A 23,512-nucleotide genomic window follows, 5' to 3' on the forward strand; every position below is an offset into this window, starting at 1 on the left:
CCATGGATGCCGCCGACGTTCCCGTGCTGCCGATCTCGCGAGCTGCCGAGCTCGCGGGCATGCACCCGCAGACGCTGCGTCAGTACGACCGGCTCGGCCTCGTGGTGCCGTCACGCACCGCGGGCCGTGGACGGCGCTACAGCGCCCGCGACGTCGAGAAGCTGCGCACGATCCAGCAGCTGAGCCAGGACGAGGGCATCAATCTCGCGGGCATCCGTCGCATCCTTCACCTTGAGGACCAGGTGCGGCTCCTGCGGGGCAGGGTGGAGATGCTGGCGACCGCCCTCGACCCGGGTCACCGCATCTTTACGGCGGACGCGGCGGGCGACATCATCGCCGTCCCCCGCGGCAAGCGGGTGCCGGCCGAGCGCGGCGGTGCGCTCGTCCTGTGGCGCCCGCGCCGCTGAGCCGCCACCCAGCGCGGCGCCACCCAGCGCGCCGCTGAGCCGCCACCGCGCTCGAGAGTTGTCAGTCGACGATGCCGTAGAGGCGGTCGCCCGCGTCTCCCAGACCGGGGTAGATGTAAGCCTGCTCGGTGAGGTGGGAGTCCACCGCGGCGACGACGATCGAGACGTCGGCACGCTCGTCCACGGCCGCCTTGACGGTCTCGACGCCCTCGGGGGCGGCGAGCAGGCAGACGACGGTGACGTCGCGTGCGCCGCGCTCGAGCACGTAGTTGATCGCTGCGACGAGCGTCGCGCCCGTGGCGAGCATGGGGTCGAGCAGGAAGACCTGGCGGCCCGTGAGGTCGTCGGGCAGACGGTTGGCGTACGTGATCGCCTCAAGCGTCTGCTCGTCGCGCTGCATGCCGAGGAATCCGACCTCGGCCGTCGGCAGGAGCCGGGTCATGCCGTCGAGCATCCCGAGGCCTGCGCGCAGGATTGGGATGACGATCGGCTGCGGGTCCGCGATCTTCGTCCCGATCGTCGGTGCGACGGGCGTCGTGATCGGCACCTCCATCGTGCGCACGTCACGCGTCGCCTCGTAGGCGAGGAGCGTGACGAGCTCGTCGACCAGGAGCCGGAACGTGGGAGAGGCGGTCCGCTCGTCGCGGAGGACGGAGAGCTTGTGGGCCACCAGCGGGTGGTCGGCTACGTGCAGGCGCATGACGTAACGGTACCGCTCACGCCGCGTGCCGCAGGGGCACATGGGGAAGCCTGTCGCTCATCTCACTGTGAGACGTCTGCTCGCTGCGGCTGCGCGCACAGCGCTGACTAAGGTGGGGGCGTGCACGACGACGGACGGTGGGACGACGCGATGGGGCTCGCGCTCGTGGAAGCGCGCGCGGCGCTGGTGACGGGCGACGTGCCCGTCGGGGCGGTCGTGCTCGATGCCGCAGGCGTCGTCATCGGCCGGGGTCGGAACGAACGCGAGGCGAGCGGCGACCCGACTGCGCATGCGGAAGTTCTTGCTCTGCGTGAGGCCGCGCGCACGCACGGTGAGTGGCGGCTCGAGGGCTGCACGCTCGTCGTCACGCTTGAGCCGTGCGTCATGTGTGCGGGTGCGATCGTTGCGGCGCGCGTGCCCCGGCTCGTGCTCGGCGCGTGGGACCTGCGCGTGGGGGCGACGGGTTCGGCATGGGACCTTGTGCGCGACCCGCGTCAGAACCATTTCGTCGAGGTGCATCCGGGTGTGCGGCGCGAGGAGTGCGAGCGGATGCTCGCGGAGTTCTTCGCCTCGCGGCGCTGAACTCACGTCCCGACGTCTCCGCGCCTCTGACCCGCGCGGGTGGCGAGCTCAGCCGAGCAGCCGCCTGACGAGCGTCGCGATCTCGTCGTCGTTCATGCCGTGCGCGCGCAGGTACGGACGCGTGGCCTCGGGCGAGCCGTCCTCAACCGTCGTGAGGAACTCGTCGAGCACGTCGGCCGGGCTCGTCACGAGCATGTCGGTGTACGACTCGGCGTCCTCACCCACGACGCGTCGGAGCTGCTCAAGCTTCTCGGCGAGCCACGGTCCGCGCAGTCGTGCCTCGGTCTCGGCATAGTTCGCGATGACGTCGTCGCGGGAGACGCCGACGGCCCGGAGGGCGAGGGCAACCGTGAGGCCCGTGCGGTCCTTGCCCGCGGTGCAGTGGACGAGGACCCCGCCCGCGACGGGGCTCGCCGCGTCTGCGCGTCCGTCGTCGTCGCTCATCGTCGGCACGGCGATGTGGCGCACGGCCGTCGTGAGCGCTGTGCCGCACTCGGTGGCCATGACCGCGTACATGCCACGCATCGATGTCCCGACCGCGGTGAACGAGCGTATCGAGCCCGTGAAGATCGGCAGGCTCGTCACGGTGAACCCTGCTGCGGTGAACGGTGTGGGGTGGTGGGCGGCTTCCTCGATGTTGCGGAGGTCGAGGACGTAGCGGAGGCCAGCGGCTCGCAAGGTGGTGAGCGCGTCGTCGTCGAGGGTCCCGGGCGCGTCGGACCGCAGCAGGACCCCCGGGACGACGGTTGCGTCGCCTGCGGCGAGGCCGCCGACGTCGCGCAGGTTGGCGAAGCCGCGGACGGCGGAGAGGTCGGGGAGGCCCATGACGTGATCCTGCCATTCTTCGCGCGTCATGGGGCATGGCTGCGGGCTGCCTGCCTAGGACCTTGGTCTCGATCCGGTCACACCAGTTGACAGATATCTGATAACCGATCTGTAATGGCTGTCACACACACGACGACGTGGAAGTGACGAGACGATGACGCGTAAGCCACTGTCCCGGCAGGCAGAACTCAGCCTCCGGCAGTACATCCTTGACGAGGGCCTCGCCCCCGGCGACGCCCTCCCCTCAGAGGCCGAGCTCGCCGAGCGGCTCAACATGGGCAAGACCTCCCTGCGCGAAGGCGTGCGCCGCCTCGAAACCCTCGGGATCGTCGACGTCCGCCACGGCAGAGGACTCTTCGTCGGCCGGTTCTCGTTCGCACCCCTCATCGAGCAGCTGCCCTACTCCCTCGCGATGGACTCCGCGCCGTTCCGTGACCTGCTCCAGGCCCGCCGCGCACTCGAAGAAGGACTCGTCGTCCAGGCGTCGCGCAGCCTCACCGAGACGGACCTCGCGCACCTCGACAGCCTCGTCGAACAGATGGCCGATCTCGGCCCCGGAGGCATGGTGCGTCCCGAGGTCGACCGCGAGTTCCACCACGCGCTCTTCGCCCCGCTCGGCAACCAGTTCGTCAGCCAGCTCCAAGAGGTGTTCTGGCAGATCTTCGCGCGCGCCATGGCACACGTCCCACCGCGTCCGGACCTCCACACCGTCGCCGATCACGCGCGCATCGTCGAGGCGATCCGCAGCGGCGACCCCCTTCTCATGACCGCAGCCGTGGCCGCCCACTTCGCCGACATCGAACAAGTCGTCGCCGACATGGTCGTGACCGCCGACTCCACCCGACGCCACACCCAGCCCCGATAGGCGGGCCGCAGCACCGACGCTGCCGCCCACGACCCGCACCACGAGCCCCACCAACCCAGGACCGAGGTACCCCCATGCCACTTTCCGGCATCATGCCCGCACTCATCACCGCCTACGACGACTCCGGCCACATCGACCTCGAGCGCAACGGACGCCTCGTCGACGCCCTCGTCGGCGCAGGCGTCGACGGGCTCTTCATCTCGGGCTCGACAGGCGAGGCACTGCTCCACACCCTCGACGAACGCCGCGCCCTCATGACCGCCTGCGTCGAGGCCGTCGACCACCGGGCATCCGTCATCGCCCACGTCGGCCAGATCGACGTCGCCACGACGCTCGACCTCACACGATTCGCGCTCGCCCAGGGCGTCGACGCGGTCGCAGCCGTCACGCCGATCTACTACTACCTCGACGCCCGCGCCCACGCCGACTACTACCGGCGCATCGCAGACGCCCTCGGCGGGGCGATCCCCCTGATCGCCTACCACATCCCCTCCCGCACGGGAGTCGAGCTCGGCCCGGACTTCTTCCTCGACCTCGCCGCGGAAGGCGTCATCCACGGGCTCAAGTACACCTCGACCGACCTCTACCCCCTTGCGGAGGTGAGGCGCTCAGCGCCCGAGGGATTCCTCGTCTACAACGGTGCGGACGAGGTCATCACGGGCGGGCTCGCGCTCGGCGCCGACGGCGGAATCGGCTCGACGTACAACGCGCTGCCGCGCCTCTACCTCGACCTGCGCGCCGCAGTCCTCGCGGGCGACCTCGCCGAGGCTCGCCGGCTGCAGGCCCTCGCGAACATCTTCATCGGGGAGATGTCCGGCTACAACTTCATCTCCTTCCTCCGCGCGGCCCTCGAACGGCAGGGCATCGCGATGGGTGCCAGCCGAGCACCCCTGCCTGGTCTCGACGCTGCGCAGCACGCACGCGTCCGAACCTTCTTCGACGACAACCCGGAGATCTCCGACTACCTCGTCACCCCATGACCGACCCCGTCAAGACGCTGGAGAGGACCACCATGACCCACCGACAGACCACCCGACGCGTGCTCGGCATCGCCGCCGCCACGCTCGCAGGCGCACTCGCTCTCGGCGCGTGCACACCCAGTGACGACGCCCCCGCAGCCTCCGGCACCGCACCGTCCACCGGTGCCGCAGGCAACCCCACGGGAACCCTCGAGATCATCTGGCCCGGAACCTCGGACCCCGAGACCCGCATGGCGGAGGACTTCGCGAAGGCGATGGCCGCCAAGGGCATCACCATCGAGTACAACTTCCTGTCCTGGGCCGACATCCAGAAGCAGCTGGCGGTTCGCATCCAGGCGGGTGACCCGCCGGACCTCACGATGACGCAGGACGTCACCGACCTCGTCCGCATGGACGGGCTCCTTCCCCTCGACGACCTGTTCGCGAAGTCGTTCGAGGCGGCCGACTTCAGGCCGGGGACGCTCGAGGTCTCGACGGTCGACGGCTCGCTCTACGCGGTCCCCTACGCAGCACAGGCCTTTGATCTCGTCGTCAACGAGACCATGCTGAGCGCTGCAGGCTATGCGGTCGAGGACCTCAAGACCTGGGACGACGTCGTCGCGGCCGCCAAGGCCATGACCAAGGACGGCGCCTATGGCTTCGGTTTCCCGCTGCAGAACCCCCGGTTCGCGTTCCGCGGAGCACTCACCATGGCGTACACGAACGACCTGTGGCCCGGTGACGACTCAGACGCGGCCACGACGAAGTGGATCCAGACGCTCGAGCACGCCAAGGCGATGAACGCGTTCTCGCCGCCCGCTGCAGCCGCATGGAGCTACCCCGAGATGTTCCAGGCGTACTCCAACGGCGAGGTCGGCATGATTCCCGCTGGCACGTTCTTCACGGCGAACGTCTACGAGCTCAACCCTGAGATCGTCGAGCAGTCCCGCCAGATCGCCTACCCCGCGGGACCCTCTGGCACGCAGGTTGCGCCGGTCTCCAACACGGGCTTCGGGATCTTCAAGGACTCACCAAACCACGATCTCGCGTGGTACGTCATCGAGCAGCTCGTCTCACCCGAGTGGGTGGGTCGCCTGACGACGGCAGTGAACAGCCCGGCGCTCGCCGCCATCAAGCCCGCTGATCTCGCCGACGACGCGGCGCTCATCTACCCGAACGCGCCCGAGGGGCACGCGCAGCAGATGACAGACCAGGCGGCCCTCATCGACGACCACGGCACCCCGTTGCGCCCGATCGTCGGTCAGCCCGCGCTCGAGCCCGAGTTCCAGGCCATCCTTCTCGACTTCTTCGCGGGGAAGATCACGGCCGACGACGCTCACGGCCGCATCGCCACCGCGATCAAGCAGTCCCGCTAGCACCCAACCAGTTCGCGGGGCGGCCGCGTAGCGCGGCCGCCCCGCGGGAGGAATCCCAATGACGACGACGACACCGGCAACGGCGCCGAGCGTGTCCTGGAGAATCGGGCGCTGGTACCAGGAGCGTGGCTTCTGGCTCGCGCTCATGGCGCCCGTTCTCATCTTCCTGCTCTTCGCCCAGTTCTACCCCCTCATCGAGACAGTGCGTCTGGGCTTCACGAACGATCGTGCCACTGCCCCGGGCCAGACGGGCTGGGTCGCGTTCGAGAACTACCGACGACTCCTGCTCGACGACCCCAAGTTCTGGGGCATCTTCCGTAACAGCCTCATGTGGGTCTTCGGCTCGGTGATTCTCCAGCTGGTCCTCGGGGTGCTCGCGGCTCTCGTGCTCAACCTTCCGCTGCGCCTGCGAGCCCTGTGGCGCGGCTTGCTCATGGTGCCGTGGGTGACCCCGGTCGTCGTGGTTGCCATCATCTGGCGCTGGCTCTTCCAGGGCGGCGAGTCGGGCCTCATCAACCACTACCTCGGGCAGGCCGGGATCATCGACGACCCGATCGTCTTCCTTGCCTCCGACGTGTGGGTCTGGCCCGTGCTCCTGCTCGCGTCGACGTGGAAGGGTCTGCCGTTCGCGGCCTTGCTCATCCTCGCGTCGCTGCAGTCCATGCCCAAGGAGATCCACGAGTCGGCGTCGATCGACGGGGCGAACGCTGTCCAGAGGTTCTGGCACGTCACGCTCCCGCACCTGCGCCCGACGCTCTTCGTCACGGGCGTCACCTCGCTCGTCACGACGTGGTTCAAGTTCGAGATCATCTGGGCCCTGACCAACGGTGGCCCGGGGTTCGCCACGAGCATCCTGCCGACGTACGTCTACACGTTTGCGTTCCAGCGCTTCGAGTTTGGGGTTGCGGGGGCTGTCGCAACGATCGCGATGGTCGTCGTGCTCGTGCTCGCTGCGCTCGTCGCGCTCGCCTTCGGTGAGCGCCGCGCCAAGGGAGAGATTCGATGACTCATCGTTCACCGTGGGCCGTCCTCGGCCGGTACGCCTCGCTCGTCGCGCTCATGTCGTTCCTGCTCGTGCCCGCGCTGTGGCTCGCGTACTCGGCGCTGCGACCGAACCGGGAGATCTTTGGGACGCCCAAGATCAGCCTCTCGAACCTCACGCTCGAGAACTTCCGGTGGGCGTTGTCCGAGCGCGGCCTCGGCATGGCTCAGCTCCTTCAGAACACGTTCGCCGTGTGTCTCATGACGGCGGCTCTCACGACGGTGTTCGCTTGCCTCGCGGGCTACGGGCTCGTGCGCTACCGAGGAACAGGGGCGCGCATCGCGATCGTCGGGCTGCTCGTCGCCCAGATGGTCCAAGGCCCGATGATCATGATCCCCTGGTACAAGATCGCCGCGACGCTCGATCTCCTCAACACGCGTGAGGTCCTCGTGCTCATCTATCAGACGCTCACGTTGCCCGCGGCGGTGTGGCTCATGGCGAGCTTCTTCCGTGCCATCCCGTCCGAGCTTGAAGAAGCGGCGTCGATCGACGGTGCCTCCAGGCTGAGGACGATGCGGTCGATCATCCTGCCGCTTGCTCTGCCTGGCATCACGGCGGTGGGCCTGTACTCGTTCATCCTCGCGTGGAACGACTACCAGTACGCGCTCATCCTCACGAGCTCGAAGTACTCCAAGACCGTTCAGATCGGGATTGCGCAGGTGATGGACTCGATGGGGTCGACGAACTGGGGCGGCATCATGGCAGGCGGTGTGCTGGCGATCATCCCCGCGGTCGTCGTGTTCGCGATCGTGCAGAAGGCGCTCGTCGAGGGCCTCTCAGCCGGGGCGGTCAAGGGATGAGCGGGCTCGAGGGCCGTGTCTGTCTCGTCACCGGCGGCTCGCGCGGCCTCGGGCTGGGTGCGGCACGAGCACTCGCGCGGGCGGGTGCGACGGTCGTCATCACGGGGCGTGACGGTGACGCGACGCACGCCGTGGCGCGCGGCCTCACCGGTGGTGGCCTCGACGTGCGTGGCGTTGCGCTCGATGTCACGGACGACGGGTCGATCGCGCGTGCGGTGGGGTCGGTGCTCGACGACCACGGGCGCATCGACGTGCTCGTCAACAATGCGGGAGGAGGGTCTGGCTCGAGCCCCGCGTGGTTGCCGGACCGCTCGGCCCGCGACATCAGATCGTCGATCGAGGTCAACCTCGTGGGCCCGATCCTCGTCACCCGTGCGGTCATCCCGTCCATGATCGAGCAGCGCAGCGGGTCGATCGTGTCGATCGCGTCGGTTGCGGGGCACGTGGGACGAGACCGTCGGCTGTATACCGACAACGGGATGCTCGGGCAGCCCGTCGACTACGCGGCAGCGAAAGCTGGCATCGCCGGGCTCACGCGTGATCTTGCCGGGATGCTTGGCCCGTACGGTGTGCGAGCCAATGCGATCTCACCCGGAGGGTTCAGGCGTGACAACCTGCCGGACGGCTTCGTGCGGGACTACGCCGACCGGACGGCGCTGGGCCGCATGGGCGAGGAGGATCGTGACGGCTACGGTGACCTCGACGGTGCGGTCGTCTTCCTTGCGGGTCCTGCGTCCGCCTACGTCACGGGTCAGGATCTTGTGGTCGACGGTGGCTTCGGCGTCTTCCGCTGAGCCGGGCGCGCAGGCACGGGCAGCACCCGGGGGAGCAGGTTGACGAAGGTCTCGGTCGTGCCCTCGTCGAGCCGCAGGTCGGCCTGGTCGTCGCCGCGCGTCGGGCCGCGGTTGATGATCGCGACGGGCGTGCCGCGCCGTGCCGCATGCCGCACGAAACGCAGGCCCGAGTGGACCGTGAGGGAGGAGCCCGCGACGACGAGCGCCTCGGCCTCGTCGACGAGCGCGAACGCGCGCTCGACGCGCTCGCGCGGGACCTGCTCGCCGAAGTAGACGATGTCGGGCTTGAGCATGCCCCCGCAGCTCTCGCACGGTGCGACGACGAAGCCGGCGGTCTGCTCGACGACCGCGTCGGCGTCGGGCGCAATCTCAATGTCGGTCACCTCGCCCTGAGCCTCACGGAATCCGGGATTGAGTGCCGTGAGGCGCGCATCAAGCGTTTCACGTGGAACGACGGTGCCACAGCCGAGGCACACGACCCTGTCGAAGGAGCCGTGCAGGTCGACGACCGTGCGCGTTCCGGCACGCTGGTGCAACGTGTCGACGTTCTGCGTCACCACACCGGTGACATGTCCTGCCGCCTCGAGCGCGGCGAGCGCGCGATGCCCGTTGTTCGGCCGGGTCGCGGCCATGTGCCGCCAGCCCACGTGATTGCGCGCCCAGTAGTGCCGCCGAAACGCCGCGTCGCCGATGAACTGCGCGAACGTCATGGGGGTGCGCGGTGCCGAGCCCGGCCCGCGGTAGTCAGGGATCCCCGAGTCCGTCGACATTCCGGCGCCCGTGAGCACAAGCGTGCGTGCGCCGCGCACGAGCGCAGCGAGCTCGGCCAGAGCGTCCGGCGGAGTGCTGCGCCGACCAGCGGAGCGAGTGGCGAGAGCGGGCACGCCGCCACGCTACGACGAACGCGCGCGTCGTGCAGTGACGAATACCTCGTCCGGACGGGCGTAACGTCCTCCGTGTCCGGTGATCTGCCGTGCGAGCCTTCTCAAGGCACGTCATCACCTAGAGGAGCAACGAGCAATGACGACTTCCACCGGATCGAGGTCTGACACACGGTTCTTCGGTCACCCGTTGGGCCTCATGACGCTGTTCAGCACAGAGCTGTGGGAGCGGTTCAGCTACTACGGGATGCGCGCCATCCTGCTGTACTTCATCACCGACACGATCGCCAACGGCGGCCTCGGGATCGACCGGTCGACGGGCGTCGCGATCACATCGATCTACGGCGCGAGCGTCTACCTGCTCTCGGTCGTGGGCGGCTGGCTCGCCGACCGCGTCATCGGCGCACGGCGCGCAACCCTCTACGGCGGCCTCGTCATCGCGCTCGGCCACGTCCTGCTCGCCGTGCCTGGCGGTGCACCGACCGCGTTCGCCGGCATCATCTCGGTCGCGATCGGAACGGGCCTGCTCAAGCCCAACGTCTCGAGCATGGTGGGCGAGCTCTACGAGCGCAACGATGACCGACGCGACGGCGGCTTCGCGATCTTCTACATGGGGATCAACCTCGGCTCGTTCTTCTCGCCGATCCTCGTCGGAGCGGCTCGCGCCTGGGGCGGCTACCACGCCGGATTCCTCGTCGCCGCGATCGGCATGGGCCTCGCCCTCGTCTTCTTCGTCCTGGGCCGCAAGGCGCTCTACGGCGCCGGCGACACGGTCGAGAACCCCATCACGCGCGACGAACGTCCCGCGCTCATGCGAGCGGGCCTCCTCATCGTCGGCCTCATCGTCGTCGCCGTCGGCATCTCCGCCCTCGTCCAGACCCTGCGCGCGGACGGCCCCGCCTTCGGAACCAGCGGCGTCGTCGACGCGATCTCCTACCTCGCGTTCGCCGCGCCCGTCGGCTACTTCATCGTCATGCTGCGCTCACCCAAGGTGACGCGCGCCGAACGCTCGCGCGTGCTCGCCTACATCCCGCTCTTCATCGCCGCCATGCTCTTCTGGATGATCAACGAGCAGGCCGCGAGCTCGCTCGCTGCGTTCGCGGCGGACCGCACGGTGCTCACCTTCCTCGGCTTCGACATTCAGCCCGAGTTCTTCCAGTCGATCAACCCGCTCATCATCATCGTCGGCGCGCCCGTCATGGCGGGCGTGTGGATGCGCGTGGGCGACCGCGGCCCGACGGTCGCGCACAAGTTCGGCATCGGGCTCGCGCTCGCGGCGTCCTCGTTCGTGCTGCTCGCCCTGCTCACCGCGTCGTTCGGCGGTGACAAGGTTCCCGCCTGGGTGCTCGTCGTCACGTACGCCGTGCAGACCGTCGGCGAGCTCTTCCTCTCGCCCGTCGGCCTCGCCGCGACGACGCTCCTCGCGCCACGTGCGTTCCGGTCACAGGCGATGGCGCTGTGGTTCCTCGCCCCCGCGGCGGGGCAGGCGATCACGGCGCAGCTCGTCACCGCAACCGAGAACCTTGCCGAGTCGTACGTGCCGTACTTCGGCACGATCGGCGCCGTGACGCTCGGCCTCGCGGTTCTGTTCTTCTTCGTGGCGCCGTGGATCACGCGGCACATCGCGCAGGGCGAGGACGAGGGCGCCGAGGTTTCCACGTCCTGATCGCGCAGGTCGGGTGGTGTTTCTCGAGGATGTTGGTACTCGGCGCCGGCTCCGATTTCCGAATCCGGGCGGCAGCCTTGTATCCTCGTCAGGCTAGGTAGCGTGTCCGAGCGGCCGAAGGTGCAGCACTCGAAATGCTGTGTGGTTCATAGCCACCGTGGGTTCAAATCCCACCGCTACCGCCAGCATGACGAAGCCCCCCACGGGATCCCCGTGGGGGGCTTCGCTGTGCGCGGGAGCGTTCGTGCGCCCGGTCAGTCGCCCGGTGAGATCGTCACGGACCGCCCGTCCGTGAACACGTTGCCGGAGTGCGTGATCTTCGTGGTGCGCGGGCTGATGATCGCGCAGCCGCGGTGCCCCGTGTTGAGCCCGAAGGTCACGCCCGTGACGGCGACCCCGCTGATCGGCCCGCGACCGTTCTCGGCGACGTTGATCGAGCATGCACCGCCGTCGATGAAGCTGTCCTCGACGCGCACGTCGCTCACGCCACGCGCGCCCTGCACGATCATGATCGACGCGCTGCGCGACCCTTCGAAGCGGTTGCCGACGAATGCGAAGCCGCTGCCCGACGAGATCTGCACGTTGTCGTCGTGGCTCGGCCCGCCGCCGTGGAGCGGGTCGGAGGCGTAGTGGAGATTGTCGTGGAACCACGAGTCCGTGACGACGACGCCCCCGCCTGTCGTCGAGAGCTGGTCGATGACGGTGTGGACGTTCGTGCGGGTCATGCGCAGCCGGGAGCCGACGACGCCCTTGATGAGGTGCGAGGGGTGTGCGGCGTAGATCTCGGTGTCGACGATCTTCGTCCCGGTGACGCCGGGGGAGATCTGGACGAGGTAGCTCTGCTGCGTGACCTTGCGACCTTGGACGATGCTGCGCTTGATCGTCACGTCGTTGGCGTCGATGCGGACGAGCCCGCGAATGTCGCGGCGATCGATGACGGTGCCGGCCTTGCTGACGACGAGGTCGCCCTCGTGGACCTTGAGGCTCGTGCCGTGGGGGACGCCGGTCGTGCCAGGGCCGGGGAACGAGCTGCGGGGCTCCGGCTGAGGTACGGGAGTTGCCGGCGTGGTCGGTTCGGGTTCCGGCTCGGGTTCAGGGGCGCGCGTGGGGGGTGTCGTCGTCGTGGGTGCCGGGGCGGGTTCGCGCGGGGCTGAGGTGGTCGGGCGCGGCTCGGGCGAGCGCGGAGGACGCGTGGTCGTCGGGTCCGTCGTCCCCGGCTCCGTCGTTCCTGGGTCTGTGGGGTGTGGATCCGCGGGATCTGTCGTGCCGGGTGCGGCTTCTCCGGGCGCCGTTGTGCTCGGTTCCGTGCCCGGCTCTGCCGTGCCCGGCTCCGTGCCCGGTTGCGTCGGCGTGGGTTCGCTCGGTGACGTCTGGCCAGGTGTCGTCGCGCCTGGGCTCGGCTCTGCGTGCGTCGTCGGGTCCTCAAGCGTCGGCGGTTGCGGGCGCGTGCCGCTCAACCCGCGTGACGCGGGCTCGGTCGCCCCCGCACGCCGAGCGGTTGCGGTGGCGTGGCTGCGTTGAGCGTCGTCGTCGAGGGAGGTGACGGCAACGGCCGTCGTCGCCGCGAGCGCGAGCGCTCCGGCAGCGGCGATGAGAGCGGTGCGGCGAGACGGAAACGTGGGGCGACGAGACATGTCGCCATCATTTGCACGGTCTTGGGCCCATGTCCTCCGCTCACGCCTGAACCGTCCCGGATCGCGGGACGGGACGACGCCGCGTGGGTGGCATGACCCGGATGGCGTCGCTCGAAACGTTGCTGCAAGCGTGCGTAGGCTGGGGACGTGATCGAGCTCCGCACCACCTCCCAGCCCGCTGACCCGCAGCCCACCGACGCGACCGTCACGCGCGATGCCGCGCAGCCCTGGTGGCGCGAGGCCGTGTTCTACCAGGTCTACCCGCGCTCCTTCGGCGACTCGACGGGTGATGGAACGGGCGACCTCGCGGGGATCACGGCACGCCTCGACCACGTCGTCGCCCTCGGCGTCGACGCCCTGTGGCTCTCGCCCTTCTACCCGTCGCCGCAGGTCGACGCGGGCTATGACGTCGCCGACTACTGCGACGTCGACCCCATGTTCGGAACTCTCGACGACCTCGACGAGCTCGTCGCGTCCGCGCACGCGCGAGGGCTCCGCGTGACGATCGACCTCGTCCCCAACCACTGCTCCGACCAGCACCCGTGGTTCCAGGCCGCGCTCGCGGCCGAACGCGGCAGCCGCGAACGCGAGCTCTTCCACTTCGTCGAGGGCCGAGGCGAGCACGGGGAGCTGCCGCCCACCAACTGGCGGTCGGCGTTCGGTGGTCCGTCGTGGACGCGCGTCACCGAGCCCGACGGCACCCCGGGCCAGTGGTACTACCACCTCTTCGCAGCCGAGCAGCCCGACTTCAACTGGGCGGAGCCCGCGGTCCTCGCCGAGTTCGAGCGGGTGCTGCGCTTCTGGCTCGACCGCGGCATCGACGGCTTCCGCATCGACGTCTCGGACGCGCTCATCAAGGACACTGCGTGGGAGGACACGCCCGACGGCAACCCGAACATTCCCAAGGACGACGCGAGCGGGGTCCACGAGATCTACCGGGCGTTCCGCACCGTCATGGACTCCTACGACGGCGACCGGATGGCGGTCATCGAGACGGGCGCACCCGACGACATCGTCGCGCTGTTCCTGCGCCCCGACGAGATGCACCTCGCGTTCAACTTCCGCTTCGTCAAGGCGGGCTGGGACGCGGACGCGATCCGTCGGGCGGTCGACGAGTCGCTTGCCGCGTACGGAGCGGTCGGGGCCCCCACGACGTGGGTGACGGACAACCACGACACGACGCGTTCGGTCACGCGCTACGGGGCGGACGTGCGGCTCGAGGGCGAGTACGTGCCCGGCTCGACCGCCGAGCGACCGCTCGACGCGGCAGCCCTTGCCAGGGGGACGCGTCGCGCGCGAGCGATGGCGGTCCTGCTGTTCGGGCTGCCGGGCGCGGCGTACGTCTACGCCGGTCAGGAGCTTGGCCTGCCCGAGGTCGTCGACCTGCCGCTCGAGGTCCTGCAGGATCCGATCGTCGCGCGCTCGGGAGGGGCGTCGCGTGGGCGCGACGGCTGCCGCGTGCCTCTTCCCTGGTCGGGCACGCGCGCGCCCTTCGGCTTCTCTCCCGAGGGCACGACGACGTGGCTCCCGCAGCCCGACGACTGGGCGGGCCTCACGGCGCAGGCCCAGCACGACGACGACGCGTCGATGCTCGCGCTCTACCGTGCGCTCGGTGCGCTGCGCCAGGCCGAGCCCGCGCTGCGTGGCGGTGAGGTCAGCTGGGTCGAGCAGACGCCGACGCGACTTGTGCTGCGGCGCGTTCCCGCGCCGGGCGCGGGCGGACGCGAGCTCACGCTCGTCGTCAACCTGGGTGAGGAACCGGCGCCGCTCCCTGCGGGCGACCTCGTCCTGGCGACGGCAGGGCTGAGTGGCGGGATGCTGCCGGGCGAGTCGGCGGCGATCCTCGCCTGAGGCTGGGCGGTCACGTGGGTGAGAGCGAGGTGCGCGGGGTGAGGCCACCCCGTTGCGGTTGCCCACGGTGAGAGCGGTTGCAAGACTTCTTCCAGGAGGCCCCCTGTCGTGCTTCGGCGGGGTCGGCAACGCGGCTGGGATCGCCCAGTCGCACTCACCCTGAGGAGCCCTGCGATGGCCGCGCACACGACGACGCACCCTCCCCAGGCGACCACGTCTGATCCGCGGGATGCCGCTGAGGACATCCGTGTCGCTCTCCACCGCGTGAGTTCCGCCGCGCCCGAGGAGTTCTTCAACATCGCCAACGACCTGCGCGCGCTCGGCTGCGACGAGGCCGCCGTGCCGTTCTACGAGAAGGCGATCGCGGCAGGCGTTGCCGAGGCGACGTACAACTTGGCGCTGCTGCACCACGAGCGCGGACGTACCGAGCTCGCGCGCGCGGGCTTCGTCGCCGCGTCCGAGGCTGGCGACGCGAAGGGCGCGTTCATGGCCGCCCAGATCTTCGAGGCGTGCAGCGACGACGAGCGCGCGGCGCTCCACTACGCTCGGGCGCTCGAGCTGCCCGAGACCCCGGTGAGGCTCGCCCGCGTCCTGCGGCGCATCGGGCTCACGACCGAGGCTGAGGACATCGTCGCCGAGTCCGCACAGACCAGCTGGGAGTCCGCGGTCGAGCACGCGCTGCGGGACACCACGTCGGTGGCCGACGGGCTCCGGCTGCTCGACGGCCACTGGTCGCGCGGTGAGACCCGGGTCGCGGTGACGCTTGCGCTGCTCCTCGAAGAGGACGGCCGCGAGGACGACGCCGAGGCGGTGCTGCTCGTCGCGGCCGAGGCCGGCGATGTCCAGGCGCTCACGAACCTCGGCACGCACTGGCGTGACCACGGTGACCTTGAGGCGGCGCGCCGCGCGTGGGGTGAGTCCGCAGAGCGCGGCGACGCCCTCGCCCGCACGCTCCTCGAGCAGAACCCCCTCTGACGACGGGGCCCGCGGGCGCGGACAGGTCTCTCGCTAGGTGGGACGCGGAGTAGGATGCTCCGCGGCGCGACGCCCTGCGCTGACCTGCCCCCCGCATCACACCTGATGGGACCCCACATGGCTCTCTGGACCGTGCACGGAGACGGCAAGACCGTCCGACCCGGGGAGGCCGTCGCCCCCCTCGAACGACTTTCCTGGCCGCGCACCGTCGGCATGGGCATGCAGCACGTCGTCGCCATGTCAGGTGCGACTCTGCTCGTCCCCGCGATCACGGGCTTCCCGGCGACCGCCACCCTGTTCTTCAGTGCGCTCGGCACGTTCATCTTCCTGCTCGTCAACCAGAACCGGCTCCCGAGCTACCTGGGCTCGAGCTTCGCGTTCCTCGCGCCCATCGGCGCAGCCGCGAGCATGAGCGACGCCTCGGGCGGAATCCTCTTCGCGGGTGCGTCCCTCGTCGTCGTCGGAGCCCTCGGCCACTTTGCGGGTGTCGCGTGGATCGACAAGCTCATGCCGCCAGCCGTCAACGGCACGATCGTCGCGCTCATCGGGCTCAACCTGGCGCCCGCCGCCTGGAACAACTTCAAGGGACACGAGGTCGTCGGCTTCGTGACGATCCTCGCCGTCGCGATCGTCTCCGTCCTCTTCAAGGGCATCCTCGGCCGCCTCTCGATCCTCGTCGGCATCGTCGTCGGCTACATCGTGGCGGCCGTGCGTGGCGAGATCGACTTCGGCTCGGACGCCATCACCCAGGCGAAGATCGTCGGCCTGCCCGACTTCCACACCCCCACGTTCAGCGACCCGGGCCTGCTCCTCATGTTCGTGCCCGTCGTCCTCGTGCTCGTCGCCGAGAACATCGGCCACGTGAAGTCCGTCGCCGCGATGACGGGCGAGAACCTCGACGACCGCGTCGGCCGTTCCCTCGTCGCCGACGGCGTCGCCACGATGCTCGCGGGCGCCGGCGGCGGATCCGGCACGACGACGTACGCCGAGAACATCGGTGTCATGGCGGCGACCCGCGTCTACTCGACGGCCGTCTACTGGGTCGCAGGCACGACCGCGCTCCTGCTCGCGTTCTCCCCGAAGGTCGGCGCGATCATCCAGGCGATGCCCGCGGGCGTCCTCGGGGGCGCAGGGACGATCCTCTACGGAATGATCGGCCTGCTCGGCGCCCGCATCTGGGTGCAGAACAAGGTGAACTTCTCCGACCCCGTCGTCCTCACGTCGGCGGCCGTCGCGCTCATCATGGGCATCGGCGACTACACGTTCACGATGGGTTCGATCACGCTCGGTGGCATCGCCACCGGCACGATCGCGGCGCTCGTGCTCTACCACGGCATGCGGGCGATCGCCCGGTGGCGTGGGACGTCGGCCGAGCCTGCGAGCCCGAGCTCGGTCCCGGACACGGCGGTCGGCAACCCCGACGCCTGACACCGCCTCACGCACGCGAGCCGCGCAGCCATGGGCTGCGCGGCTCGCGTGCGTTCAAGCGCTCTGTGACCCTCGCGACGGCTAGGTCAACCGCAGTGGACCCGACGCGACCTAGAAGCGCGACCTAGAGGTCGATCCCGTAGATCCAGTCGGAGTCGGGGAGCGCCGGCCGGAATCCCAGGTGCTCGTAGAACCCGACCGCGTGCGTGTTCGTCGTGTCGACACCCAGGTGCAGAGCCGTGACGCCCCGCGCGCGGAGCGCGTCGAAGAGCGTCTCGAGGAGGCGTCGTCCGTTGCCCCCGCCCTGGCCTTCGGGCAGAAGATCCACGTGCAGGTGCGCCGGGAAGCGATCGATGGCGGCGTCCGGCAGTGCGACGGGCGCGTGGATGAGCTCGATAAGCTTCGCGTCGAGCGTGCCCGCCTCCGCAGAGCCGAGCGGGAAGCGCTCGCGGAGCGCGGGCCACCACTCGCGCTCGCACCGGGCCGCAAAATCACGTGTGTCGGCTGCGCCGATGACGTAGCCCACCGCATTGTCGTCGTCGTCAGCGAGGACGAACGCAAGGCCCGGCTCGAGCGCAAGGTACGCACCCAGGTAGACCGCGGGCAGCAGCTCCGGCTGCGCGTACAGGCCGCTCGCGTCACCGCCGGCCGCGCCCGTGCGGATGCACACGTCGTAGAGCCGAGCGACCTCCGCAGCGTCAGCCGTGCGTGTGTGTCGGATCGTCGTCACGTCACTTGTCCTTGTCGGACTTGTCCTCGTCGTCCTTGTCCTGCTCGGCCTTCGCCTCGTCGGCCGCGTCCTTGGCGGCCTTCTCGGCTGCCTTCTTCTTGGCCTCGTCGAAACGAGCCGGGGCGGGCTGCGGCGTGATCTGAGCGGGGTCCACGCAGCCCTCGACTGACGTCACAGGTGCCTTCGGGTCGAGCGTCACCGCTTCTTCGGGTGTGATCGTCGTGAACTGCGCGCCGATCGTCACGTCGACGGACTTGCCAGGGCGGTCGTCAAGCACGAGCCGCGCGCCCGGGAAGCGCGCACGAACCGTGTAGGCCTGGACGATTCCCGACGGGCCAGACGTGATGAGCGTCTGCCGCGGCCGACGTTCATCGTTGCCCGAGCCCTCAACCGCGAAACCGCGATCCAGCAGGTCCTCGGCCACGGTCGTCGCGAGCGCGGCGCGCGTCGTCCCGTTGAGCACCGTCACCTTGATCTTCGCGCGGCCAGCCGGCTTCTTCTTCGGCGGCGCACACGGCTCGTCCCACGTGATGAGCGTTCCCTCAGGCTCCTTCGAGACGAAGTCCGACGACCCTGGGAGTGAGAAGTTGCCCGTAAACGCGGCAACGCCCGTCAGGCCAGCGATCGCGAGCGCCGCGATGAGCACACCAAAGATCACGGTCTGCCGCTCGTGCTCACGGCGACGGCGCAGGGCACGAGCCTGCTCAGGGGTGAAGCGAGCGGTCACAGGGCAGTCCTCAGCGGAGTTGGTGAGTCATCGTCAACAGGGAGTGCGGGAGTCGAAGGCGCGGGCGAAGCCACAGGCGCGGGGGCGCCGTCGCTCGTCGGGGTCGCAGGGGAGACCGCAGCGGGCGCGGCCTGCGCCGAGACCGCGTCGTCAGGCAGGACGAGCACGCGCGCATGCAGCACCGCGCGCTGCTGCAGAGCAGCGCGCACAGCCCGGTGGAGGCCGTCCTCGAGATACATGACGCCCTTGAACTGCACGACGTGGGCGAACAGATCACCGTAGAAGGTCGAGTCGTCAGACAGGAGCGAGTCCAGGCTCAGCGTGGCCTTCGTCGTCACGAGCTCGTCCAGACGCACCTGGCGCGGCGGCACGACCGACCAGTCCTTGGGCGTGACGAGGCCGTGCTCGGGGTACGGCCGGCCGTCACCGACGCCACGGAAGATCACCCCAGCGAGTCTAGGGCGAGCCTCGGCGTCGAGGCCGTGCTCGTCACGGTCCTTCTCACGACCTTCACCAGCAGCCTGTGCACGCCGCAGGTACACCTCACGGACGCTCGTCCGACGGATCGGGCCAGCGTTCATGAGATCACCTCCTGAGAGTTAGGGACAGCGCCGTGCGTCTTAGTCGCGTGCGCGGCGGCGCCGCACCGCAACGATCGAGAGAACAATGCCGACGAGAACCACGACGCCACCCGCCACGACGAACGGGAGAGCCCCCGTCGAGCCCGCGGCGGCAGTGCTCGCGGAGGACGTCGTTGCGGACGCTGGGACATCAGGCGTCGTGGGTGCAGCGACCGTCGTCGGCTCGTCCGACTCCGTCGGGCTCGGCTCCGTCGGGCTCGGCTCCGCCGGGCTCGACAACTCAGCAGCCTCGACGACGAACGAACTCGACCCGTCGACCGGGTGACCGTCGGCCGACGTCACCCGCCACGCCACCTCATACGCACCCGGACCCGCATCACTGATCGCCTGCGACACCGAACGCTCCTCAACCACCGCAGCGCCCTCCGACACGACCTCACCCGACGGGCCCGTCACCCGGACCGTCGTCCCCAGCTCAAGAACCGCGTCGCCGTACTCGAGGCGCACCTCCGTGGGAACCGCATCGAGCGTCGCACCATCAGCCGGCACCGGCACCGGAGGCGGGTTGTGCGCGGACGCAGGCGCAGCAACAGCGAACACGACGGCGGCAGCAACGGCAGCGAGCAGGCTCGCGCCACGAAGGACAAGACGCATAACGACATCGTCCCACCCTTTGTCGGACGAGGGGATCGGTCTCAGGGAGGAGATACGAACGCGCCCCGGAGCAGAGCGGAGGATGGGGGAGCCGGGCTCCTCGCTGCGCTGCGGGCCCTCCCGAATCCGCTCTATACGTTCGCTGAACGATGATGACCCCGGACCGAAAAGCGTGGTCCGGGGTCATCATCGTTCTGTGGAGGATGGGGGAGCCGGGCTCCTCGCTTCGCTGCGGGCCCTCCCGAATCCGCTCTGTACGTTCGCACAATGACGAGGACCCCGGACCAAAAAGCGTGGTCCGGGGTCCTCGTCATTGTGCGGAGGATGGGGGATTCGAACCCCCGAGGGCTTGCACCCAACCGCCTTTCCAAGACGGCGCCATAGGCCACTAGGCGAATCCTCCTGGCAACAGCGCTACCGAGGATACCTGACTCAGCGCGTGGTACCGAATCGCCGGCCGTACGCGATTCGGCCTCGAGCCGCACCCTCCGCTAGGCTCTCTTCCAGACCCCTCGTGTGGCGTCATCTCGCTGAACCCCCCCAGGGCCGGAAGGCAGCAAGGGTAGGTGAGCTCTGACGGGTACACGGGGGGTCCTTGTGTGTCCCGACATGTGGACGCGACGCTCCGCGTCACGCTGTGACCGCGATCACCACATGGACACCCCCGCTGGAGCGAGAGCCGCGGGAATTCGCCGACGCGGCCCGCGCCCAGCGCCATGCCTCGATATCAAAGCGTCCACGCTCTGAGATTTCACGGTGTCGGGCTGGCCGTCCGCGCCGACCCCGACGCATGGTTGATCCATGACCGCCACCTGCTGCACCTCGACCCGCTCTGTCGCGACATGCCGTCGCGACATGATGCGCGGGCGAATGTCGCAGCGGGCCGCGCAGGCCTGAGCCACCGAGCTGCGTCCAGAGGGACCCGACCGCAACGCGGTCGTCAGTCGGAAGGCCTCCTGCCGGGCATCGTCGATGCCCTGACCCCCGCCTCACCCAGAAGCACGCCCCGGACCACGCCTGAACGGCCTCCGGATCCCCTGCCTCCTGGCGCCCACGCGTCGCCGCACGCCCCCGGCGTGCGCCCACACCTGAAGCGAGAACATCATGAACCGCAAGCTCACCGCGCTCGCCGCGACCACCGCTCTCCTCCTCGGTCTTGCCGCCTGCAGCTCCGACGACGCCGCGTCGTCGTCCACCCCGACCGCAGGCGGGACCGCGCCCGCCAAGGTGCGCGTCGGCGTCGTCAACTCCGAGGACGACCAGTGGCCCGTCCTCGTCAAGAAGGCCAAGGCCGAGGGCATCGAGGTCGAGCTCGTCAACTTCGCGTCCTACCCCGAGCCCAACCCGGCGCTCACCCAGGGCCAGCTCGACCTCAACCAGTTCCAGCACATCCAGTACCTCGCGGACTACAACGTCGCAGCGGACGAGGACCTCGTCGCGATCGGCTCAACCGCGATCTACCCGCTCGCGCTCTACTCCTCCAAGCACGCGTCGGTCGAAGAGATCCCCGCGGGCGGCGAGATCGCCGTCCCGAACGACCCCACGAACCTCAACCGTGCCCTCTTCGTCCTGCAGAGCGCGGGCCTCGTCGAGCTCCGCGACGGCGGCACGCTCGCCTCAACCGAGCTCGACGTCCTGCCGACGTCCAAGGTCACGGTGACGCCGGTCGACGCCGCGCAGACCGCGATCTCGCTCCCGTCGGTCGACGGAGCGATCATCAACAACGACTTCATCGCTGACACCGACCTCAAGCCCACGGACGCCATCGCGCAGGACGACCCCGCGTCGGTCGGCGCTCGCCCCTACATCAACGTGTGGGCGGCGCGGGCCGAGGACAAGGACAACGCGACGTTCCTCAAGCTCATCGAGCTTGCACAGTCCGACGAGGTCGAGGCCGCGCTCAAGGCGGCGTCGGGCGACACCGCGGTCCTCGTCCACGAGGACGCAGGAACGCTCGCGACGTACCTGAGCGACGTCGAGGAGCAGGTCCGCTCCGGCAAGTGACCCCACGCGCGGGCGCGACGCGCCCGCGCGTGCGACGGTGGGGCCGCCTCCCGCGGCCCCACCGTCGCGGTCGTCGCCCGGTGCAGGGGGCCCTGGGCGGCGACCGCTTGAGCACGACACGATAGGGGCGGCACGCACGCCCTGACGACGACAGGACCCATGTCCCATGAGCCAAACCCAGCCCAAGGTGCGCTTCGAGAACGCCACCAAGGTCTTCACCACCTCCAAGGGAGAGGTGCGGGCCGTCGACGGGGTCGACCTCACGATCGGCGCGGGCGAGATCTACGGGGTCATCGGCTACTCGGGGGCCGGCAAGTCAACCCTCGTGCGGCTCATCAACGCGCTCGAGCCCGTGACGAGCGGCCGCGTCCTTGTCGACGGCCGTGACATCCACTCCCTCAAGGAGTCGGACCTGCGCGCTGCGCGGGCCGGCATCGGCATGATCTTCCAGCAGTTCAACCTGCTCTCGTCCCGCACGGTGCACGGCAACGTCGCCTACCCCCTCAAGGTTGCGGGCTGGCCACGCGCCCGACGAGCCGAGCGCGTCGCCGAGCTCCTCGAGTTCGTCGGGCTCTCCGACAAGGCCCGCTCCTACCCGTCCCAGCTCTCCGGTGGGCAGAAGCAGCGCGTCGGGATCGCGCGTGCGCTCGCCACGAACCCGACGATCCTCCTCGCCGACGAGTCGACGAGTGCCCTTGACCCCGAGACGACGCAGGACGTCCTCGACCTCATCAAACGCGTCAACGTCGAGCTCGGGATCACCGTCGTCGTCATCACGCACGAGATGGACGTCGTCAAGTACGTCTGCGACAGCGTCGCAGTCATGGAGAACGGCTCGGTCGTGGAGCAGGGCGACGTGTACGACGTCTTCGCGCGGCCGCAGCACCCCGCGACCCGACGCTTCGTCGGGACCGCGCTGCGCGACCGCCCCAGCCCCGCCGCCCTCGAACGTCTGCGCCGCCGCCACCCCGGCCGCATCATCACCGTCGGCGTGCGCGAAGACGGGGGTGCCGCGGGCGAGATCACGCGCGCCCTGCGCGACCACCCCGTCGACGGAACCGTCATCTACGGCGGCATCACCGAGATCGCCGAGCGCCCCTACGGGTCGCTCACTCTCGAGCTCGACGGCGAGGACGCGGCCGTCGCCGCGTTCCTCGCAGACCTCGGACGGACCGCGTCCGTCCTCGACCTCGGCACCGCTGCGGCGCCGCTCGCCGACCCGGACGCCGTCGGACCGCGTGCCTCGCTCGGCCCGAAGGGACCCCGCGCATGAACCCCGTGCTTGCCGCCGCGCTGCCGTCCGTGCTGCCCACGGCGGCCCGGCCCACCGACTGGGACCGCATGCTCCCGGCGCTCTGGGAGTCCCTCGGCCAGACCCTCTACATGATCGGCTTCACGCTGCTCGTCGGCGGCGCAGCCGGACTCGTGCTCGGGCTCGCGCTCTACGTGACCCGGCGCGGCAACCTCTACGGCAACCGCGCGGTCAACCTCGTGCTCAACCTGCTCGTCAACCTCGTACGGCCCATCCCGTTCATCATCTTCCTCACCGCGATCGGTCCGCTCACGCTCGCCGTCATCGGCACGACGATCGGCACGACGGCCGTCATCCTGCCCATGACGATCATGGCGACCTTCGCGTTCTCGCGGCTCGTCGAGCAGAACCTCGTCGCGGTCGACCCGGGCGTCGTCGAGGCCGCGCGCTCGATGGGGGCGTCCAAGCTCCGGGTCATCGCGACGGTGCTCATCCCCGAGGCGCTCGGCCCGCTCATCCTCGGCTACACGTTCTTGTTCGTCGGCGTCGTCGACATGTCGGCCATGGCAGGCATGGTCGGTGGCGGTGGCATCGGTGACTTCGCGATCCGCTTCGGCTACCAGCGCTTCAACTGGGAGATCACGTTCGTCGCGGTGCTCGTCATCGTCGTCATCGTCCAGGTCGCTCAGGGCGTCGGCAACCTCCTGGCGCGCAAGGTCCTGCGGCGCTGACGGGTCGCCCGGACCGCCCCCAAGAATGTCCGACCGACCGCATAGGGT

General features: G+C 69.5%; 22 protein-coding genes, 2 tRNA genes, 1 other RNA gene and 1 pseudogene. 17 read left to right on the forward strand and 9 right to left on the reverse strand.

Annotated elements, in window-relative coordinates; translation table 11 throughout:
- The first annotated feature begins 2 nt into the window (after positions 1-2).
- Positions 3-407 (forward strand): heat shock protein transcriptional repressor HspR, encoded by a 405-nt coding sequence (locus ACTVCO_RS01605; RefSeq protein WP_443726637.1) that lies wholly within the window; start codon positions 3-5, stop codon positions 405-407.
- Between the two features lie 61 nt (positions 408-468).
- Here the strand turns inward: ACTVCO_RS01605 and upp are convergent, their stop codons facing one another.
- Positions 469-1,107: a uracil phosphoribosyltransferase gene (gene upp, locus ACTVCO_RS01610; protein WP_443726638.1), complete on the reverse strand. Its 639-nt coding sequence runs from the start codon at positions 1,105-1,107 to the stop codon at positions 469-471.
- A gap of 150 nt (positions 1,108-1,257) precedes the next feature.
- Here upp and ACTVCO_RS01615 point away from each other — a divergent pair, with 150 nt between their 5' ends.
- Positions 1,258-1,689: a nucleoside deaminase gene (locus tag ACTVCO_RS01615; RefSeq protein WP_443727133.1), complete on the forward strand. Its 432-nt coding sequence runs from the start codon at positions 1,258-1,260 to the stop codon at positions 1,687-1,689.
- Positions 1,690-1,737: 48 nt separating this feature from the next.
- Here ACTVCO_RS01615 and ACTVCO_RS01620 read toward each other — a convergent pair whose 3' ends face one another.
- On the reverse strand, positions 1,738-2,544 hold the full coding sequence (locus ACTVCO_RS01620; protein WP_443726639.1) for a tyrosine-protein phosphatase: 807 nt from the start codon (positions 2,542-2,544) through the stop codon (positions 1,738-1,740).
- A gap of 124 nt (positions 2,545-2,668) precedes the next feature.
- Here ACTVCO_RS01620 and ACTVCO_RS01625 point away from each other — a divergent pair, with 124 nt between their 5' ends.
- The 6 genes from ACTVCO_RS01625 (at position 2,669) to ACTVCO_RS01650 (ending at position 8,350) form a co-directional block, all read left to right on the forward strand.
- Entirely contained in the window at positions 2,669-3,379 is a 711-nt protein-coding gene (locus ACTVCO_RS01625) for a FadR/GntR family transcriptional regulator (protein ID WP_443726640.1), read from the forward strand.
- Between the two features lie 74 nt (positions 3,380-3,453).
- Entirely contained in the window at positions 3,454-4,359 is a 906-nt protein-coding gene (locus ACTVCO_RS01630) for a dihydrodipicolinate synthase family protein (RefSeq protein WP_443726641.1), read from the forward strand.
- A gap of 32 nt (positions 4,360-4,391) precedes the next feature.
- A complete protein-coding gene (locus ACTVCO_RS01635) occupies positions 4,392-5,714 on the forward strand; it encodes an ABC transporter substrate-binding protein (protein WP_443726642.1) in 1,323 nt (440 codons plus the stop codon).
- Between the two features lie 58 nt (positions 5,715-5,772).
- Positions 5,773-6,720 carry a carbohydrate ABC transporter permease gene (locus tag ACTVCO_RS01640; protein WP_443726643.1) on the forward strand — a complete coding sequence of 316 codons (948 nt, stop codon included), beginning with the start codon at positions 5,773-5,775 and terminating at the stop codon, positions 6,718-6,720.
- The gene (locus ACTVCO_RS01645) at positions 6,717-7,556 is read left to right on the forward strand and encodes a carbohydrate ABC transporter permease (protein ID WP_443726645.1); all 840 of its coding nucleotides are present in this window, start codon (positions 6,717-6,719) and stop codon (positions 7,554-7,556) included. The genes ACTVCO_RS01640 and ACTVCO_RS01645 overlap by 4 nt, the downstream gene beginning before the upstream one ends.
- Positions 7,553-8,350 (forward strand): SDR family NAD(P)-dependent oxidoreductase, encoded by a 798-nt coding sequence (locus tag ACTVCO_RS01650; protein WP_443726646.1) that lies wholly within the window; start codon positions 7,553-7,555, stop codon positions 8,348-8,350. The genes ACTVCO_RS01645 and ACTVCO_RS01650 overlap by 4 nt, the downstream gene beginning before the upstream one ends.
- Here ACTVCO_RS01650 and ACTVCO_RS01655 read toward each other — a convergent pair.
- Complete coding sequence (locus ACTVCO_RS01655) at positions 8,308-9,234, reverse strand: NAD-dependent protein deacetylase (RefSeq protein WP_443726647.1); 927 nt, start codon at positions 9,232-9,234, stop codon at positions 8,308-8,310. The genes ACTVCO_RS01650 and ACTVCO_RS01655 overlap by 43 nt on opposite strands.
- A 136-nt stretch (positions 9,235-9,370) precedes the next feature.
- On the opposite strand from ACTVCO_RS01655, the gene ACTVCO_RS01660 reads away from it, so the two are divergent.
- Together ACTVCO_RS01660 and ACTVCO_RS01665 are read left to right on the forward strand one after the other, a co-directional pair.
- The gene (locus tag ACTVCO_RS01660; protein WP_443726648.1) at positions 9,371-10,897 is read left to right on the forward strand and encodes a peptide MFS transporter; all 1,527 of its coding nucleotides are present in this window, start codon (positions 9,371-9,373) and stop codon (positions 10,895-10,897) included.
- Positions 10,898-10,993: 96 nt separating this feature from the next.
- Positions 10,994-11,082 (forward strand) — tRNA-Ser (locus tag ACTVCO_RS01665).
- 69 nt (positions 11,083-11,151) lie between these two features.
- On the opposite strand, the gene ACTVCO_RS01670 is transcribed toward ACTVCO_RS01665, so the two are convergent.
- Positions 11,152-12,531 carry a hypothetical protein gene (locus tag ACTVCO_RS01670; protein ID WP_443726649.1) on the reverse strand — a complete coding sequence of 460 codons (1,380 nt, stop codon included), beginning with the start codon at positions 12,529-12,531 and terminating at the stop codon, positions 11,152-11,154.
- Positions 12,532-12,678: 147 nt separating this feature from the next.
- On the opposite strand from ACTVCO_RS01670, the gene ACTVCO_RS01675 reads away from it, so the two are divergent.
- The 3 genes from ACTVCO_RS01675 (at position 12,679) to ACTVCO_RS01685 (ending at position 16,785) form a co-directional block, all read left to right on the forward strand.
- Positions 12,679-14,382: a glycoside hydrolase family 13 protein gene (locus tag ACTVCO_RS01675; RefSeq protein WP_443726650.1), complete on the forward strand. Its 1,704-nt coding sequence runs from the start codon at positions 12,679-12,681 to the stop codon at positions 14,380-14,382.
- A 174-nt stretch (positions 14,383-14,556) separates the two neighbouring features.
- Positions 14,557-15,357, forward strand: coding sequence for a tetratricopeptide repeat protein (locus ACTVCO_RS01680; protein WP_443726651.1), 801 nt, complete (start codon positions 14,557-14,559; stop codon positions 15,355-15,357).
- Positions 15,358-15,474: 117 nt separating this feature from the next.
- On the forward strand, positions 15,475-16,785 hold the full coding sequence (locus ACTVCO_RS01685) for a uracil-xanthine permease family protein (protein ID WP_443726652.1): 1,311 nt from the start codon (positions 15,475-15,477) through the stop codon (positions 16,783-16,785).
- A 124-nt stretch (positions 16,786-16,909) separates the two neighbouring features.
- On the opposite strand, the gene ACTVCO_RS01690 is transcribed toward ACTVCO_RS01685, so the two are convergent.
- From ACTVCO_RS01690 to ACTVCO_RS01710, 5 genes and pseudogenes are all read right to left on the reverse strand, one after another.
- Positions 16,910-17,515 (reverse strand): GNAT family N-acetyltransferase, encoded by a 606-nt coding sequence (locus ACTVCO_RS01690; RefSeq protein WP_443726653.1) that lies wholly within the window; start codon positions 17,513-17,515, stop codon positions 16,910-16,912.
- Between the two features lies 1 nt (position 17,516).
- Entirely contained in the window at positions 17,517-18,242 is a 726-nt protein-coding gene (locus tag ACTVCO_RS01695; protein WP_443726654.1) for a LytR C-terminal domain-containing protein, read from the reverse strand.
- Positions 18,243-18,397: 155 nt separating this feature from the next.
- Positions 18,398-18,688: pseudogene (locus ACTVCO_RS01700) on the reverse strand (type II toxin-antitoxin system VapB family antitoxin); the annotation flags it as partial.
- A gap of 174 nt (positions 18,689-18,862) precedes the next feature.
- Positions 18,863-19,477, reverse strand: coding sequence for a copper resistance CopC family protein (locus ACTVCO_RS01705; protein ID WP_443726655.1), 615 nt, complete (start codon positions 19,475-19,477; stop codon positions 18,863-18,865).
- Between the two features lie 318 nt (positions 19,478-19,795).
- Positions 19,796-19,880: transfer RNA gene (locus ACTVCO_RS01710), tRNA-Ser, on the reverse strand.
- Positions 19,881-19,980: 100 nt separating this feature from the next.
- Here ACTVCO_RS01710 and ffs point away from each other — a divergent pair.
- The 4 genes from ffs (at position 19,981) to ACTVCO_RS01730 (ending at position 23,464) form a co-directional block, all read left to right on the forward strand.
- Positions 19,981-20,077, forward strand: an RNA gene (gene ffs, locus ACTVCO_RS01715) — signal recognition particle sRNA small type.
- Between the two features lie 504 nt (positions 20,078-20,581).
- Positions 20,582-21,481 (forward strand): MetQ/NlpA family ABC transporter substrate-binding protein, encoded by a 900-nt coding sequence (locus ACTVCO_RS01720; protein ID WP_443726656.1) that lies wholly within the window; start codon positions 20,582-20,584, stop codon positions 21,479-21,481.
- A 166-nt stretch (positions 21,482-21,647) separates the two neighbouring features.
- The gene (locus tag ACTVCO_RS01725) at positions 21,648-22,754 is read left to right on the forward strand and encodes a methionine ABC transporter ATP-binding protein (RefSeq protein ID WP_443726657.1); all 1,107 of its coding nucleotides are present in this window, start codon (positions 21,648-21,650) and stop codon (positions 22,752-22,754) included.
- Entirely contained in the window at positions 22,751-23,464 is a 714-nt protein-coding gene (locus ACTVCO_RS01730) for a methionine ABC transporter permease (RefSeq protein ID WP_443726658.1), read from the forward strand. The genes ACTVCO_RS01725 and ACTVCO_RS01730 overlap by 4 nt, the downstream gene beginning before the upstream one ends.
- Positions 23,465-23,512 lie beyond the last annotated feature (48 nt).

Origin of the sequence: Sanguibacter sp. A247 (genome assembly GCF_052324925.1) — a bacterium.
In the GTDB taxonomy this organism is placed as follows: Bacteria; Actinomycetota; Actinomycetes; order Actinomycetales; family Cellulomonadaceae; genus Flavimobilis.

What these genes read in the sequence shown, in the direction of transcription:
- ACTVCO_RS01605 (WP_443726637.1), top strand. Translation starts at nt 3, where the DNA reads ATGGATGCCGCCGACGTTCCCGTGCTGCCGATCTCGCGAGCTGCCGAG.
- upp (WP_443726638.1), bottom strand. Translation starts at nt 1,107, where the DNA reads ATGCGCCTGCACGTAGCCGACCACCCGCTGGTGGCCCACAAGCTCTCC.
- ACTVCO_RS01615 (WP_443727133.1), top strand. Translation starts at nt 1,258, where the DNA reads ATGGGGCTCGCGCTCGTGGAAGCGCGCGCGGCGCTGGTGACGGGCGAC.
- ACTVCO_RS01620 (WP_443726639.1), bottom strand. Translation starts at nt 2,544, where the DNA reads ATGACGCGCGAAGAATGGCAGGATCACGTCATGGGCCTCCCCGACCTC.
- ACTVCO_RS01625 (WP_443726640.1), top strand. Translation starts at nt 2,669, where the DNA reads ATGACGCGTAAGCCACTGTCCCGGCAGGCAGAACTCAGCCTCCGGCAG.
- ACTVCO_RS01630 (WP_443726641.1), top strand. Translation starts at nt 3,454, where the DNA reads ATGCCACTTTCCGGCATCATGCCCGCACTCATCACCGCCTACGACGAC.
- ACTVCO_RS01635 (WP_443726642.1), top strand. Translation starts at nt 4,392, where the DNA reads ATGACCCACCGACAGACCACCCGACGCGTGCTCGGCATCGCCGCCGCC.
- ACTVCO_RS01640 (WP_443726643.1), top strand. Translation starts at nt 5,773, where the DNA reads ATGACGACGACGACACCGGCAACGGCGCCGAGCGTGTCCTGGAGAATC.
- ACTVCO_RS01645 (WP_443726645.1), top strand. Translation starts at nt 6,717, where the DNA reads ATGACTCATCGTTCACCGTGGGCCGTCCTCGGCCGGTACGCCTCGCTC.
- ACTVCO_RS01650 (WP_443726646.1), top strand. Translation starts at nt 7,553, where the DNA reads ATGAGCGGGCTCGAGGGCCGTGTCTGTCTCGTCACCGGCGGCTCGCGC.
- ACTVCO_RS01660 (WP_443726648.1), top strand. Translation starts at nt 9,371, where the DNA reads ATGACGACTTCCACCGGATCGAGGTCTGACACACGGTTCTTCGGTCAC.
- ACTVCO_RS01670 (WP_443726649.1), bottom strand. Translation starts at nt 12,531, where the DNA reads ATGTCTCGTCGCCCCACGTTTCCGTCTCGCCGCACCGCTCTCATCGCC.
- ACTVCO_RS01680 (WP_443726651.1), top strand. Translation starts at nt 14,557, where the DNA reads ATGGCCGCGCACACGACGACGCACCCTCCCCAGGCGACCACGTCTGAT.
- ACTVCO_RS01685 (WP_443726652.1), top strand. Translation starts at nt 15,475, where the DNA reads ATGGCTCTCTGGACCGTGCACGGAGACGGCAAGACCGTCCGACCCGGG.
- ACTVCO_RS01705 (WP_443726655.1), bottom strand. Translation starts at nt 19,477, where the DNA reads ATGCGTCTTGTCCTTCGTGGCGCGAGCCTGCTCGCTGCCGTTGCTGCC.
- ACTVCO_RS01720 (WP_443726656.1), top strand. Translation starts at nt 20,582, where the DNA reads ATGAACCGCAAGCTCACCGCGCTCGCCGCGACCACCGCTCTCCTCCTC.
- ACTVCO_RS01725 (WP_443726657.1), top strand. Translation starts at nt 21,648, where the DNA reads ATGAGCCAAACCCAGCCCAAGGTGCGCTTCGAGAACGCCACCAAGGTC.
- ACTVCO_RS01730 (WP_443726658.1), top strand. Translation starts at nt 22,751, where the DNA reads ATGAACCCCGTGCTTGCCGCCGCGCTGCCGTCCGTGCTGCCCACGGCG.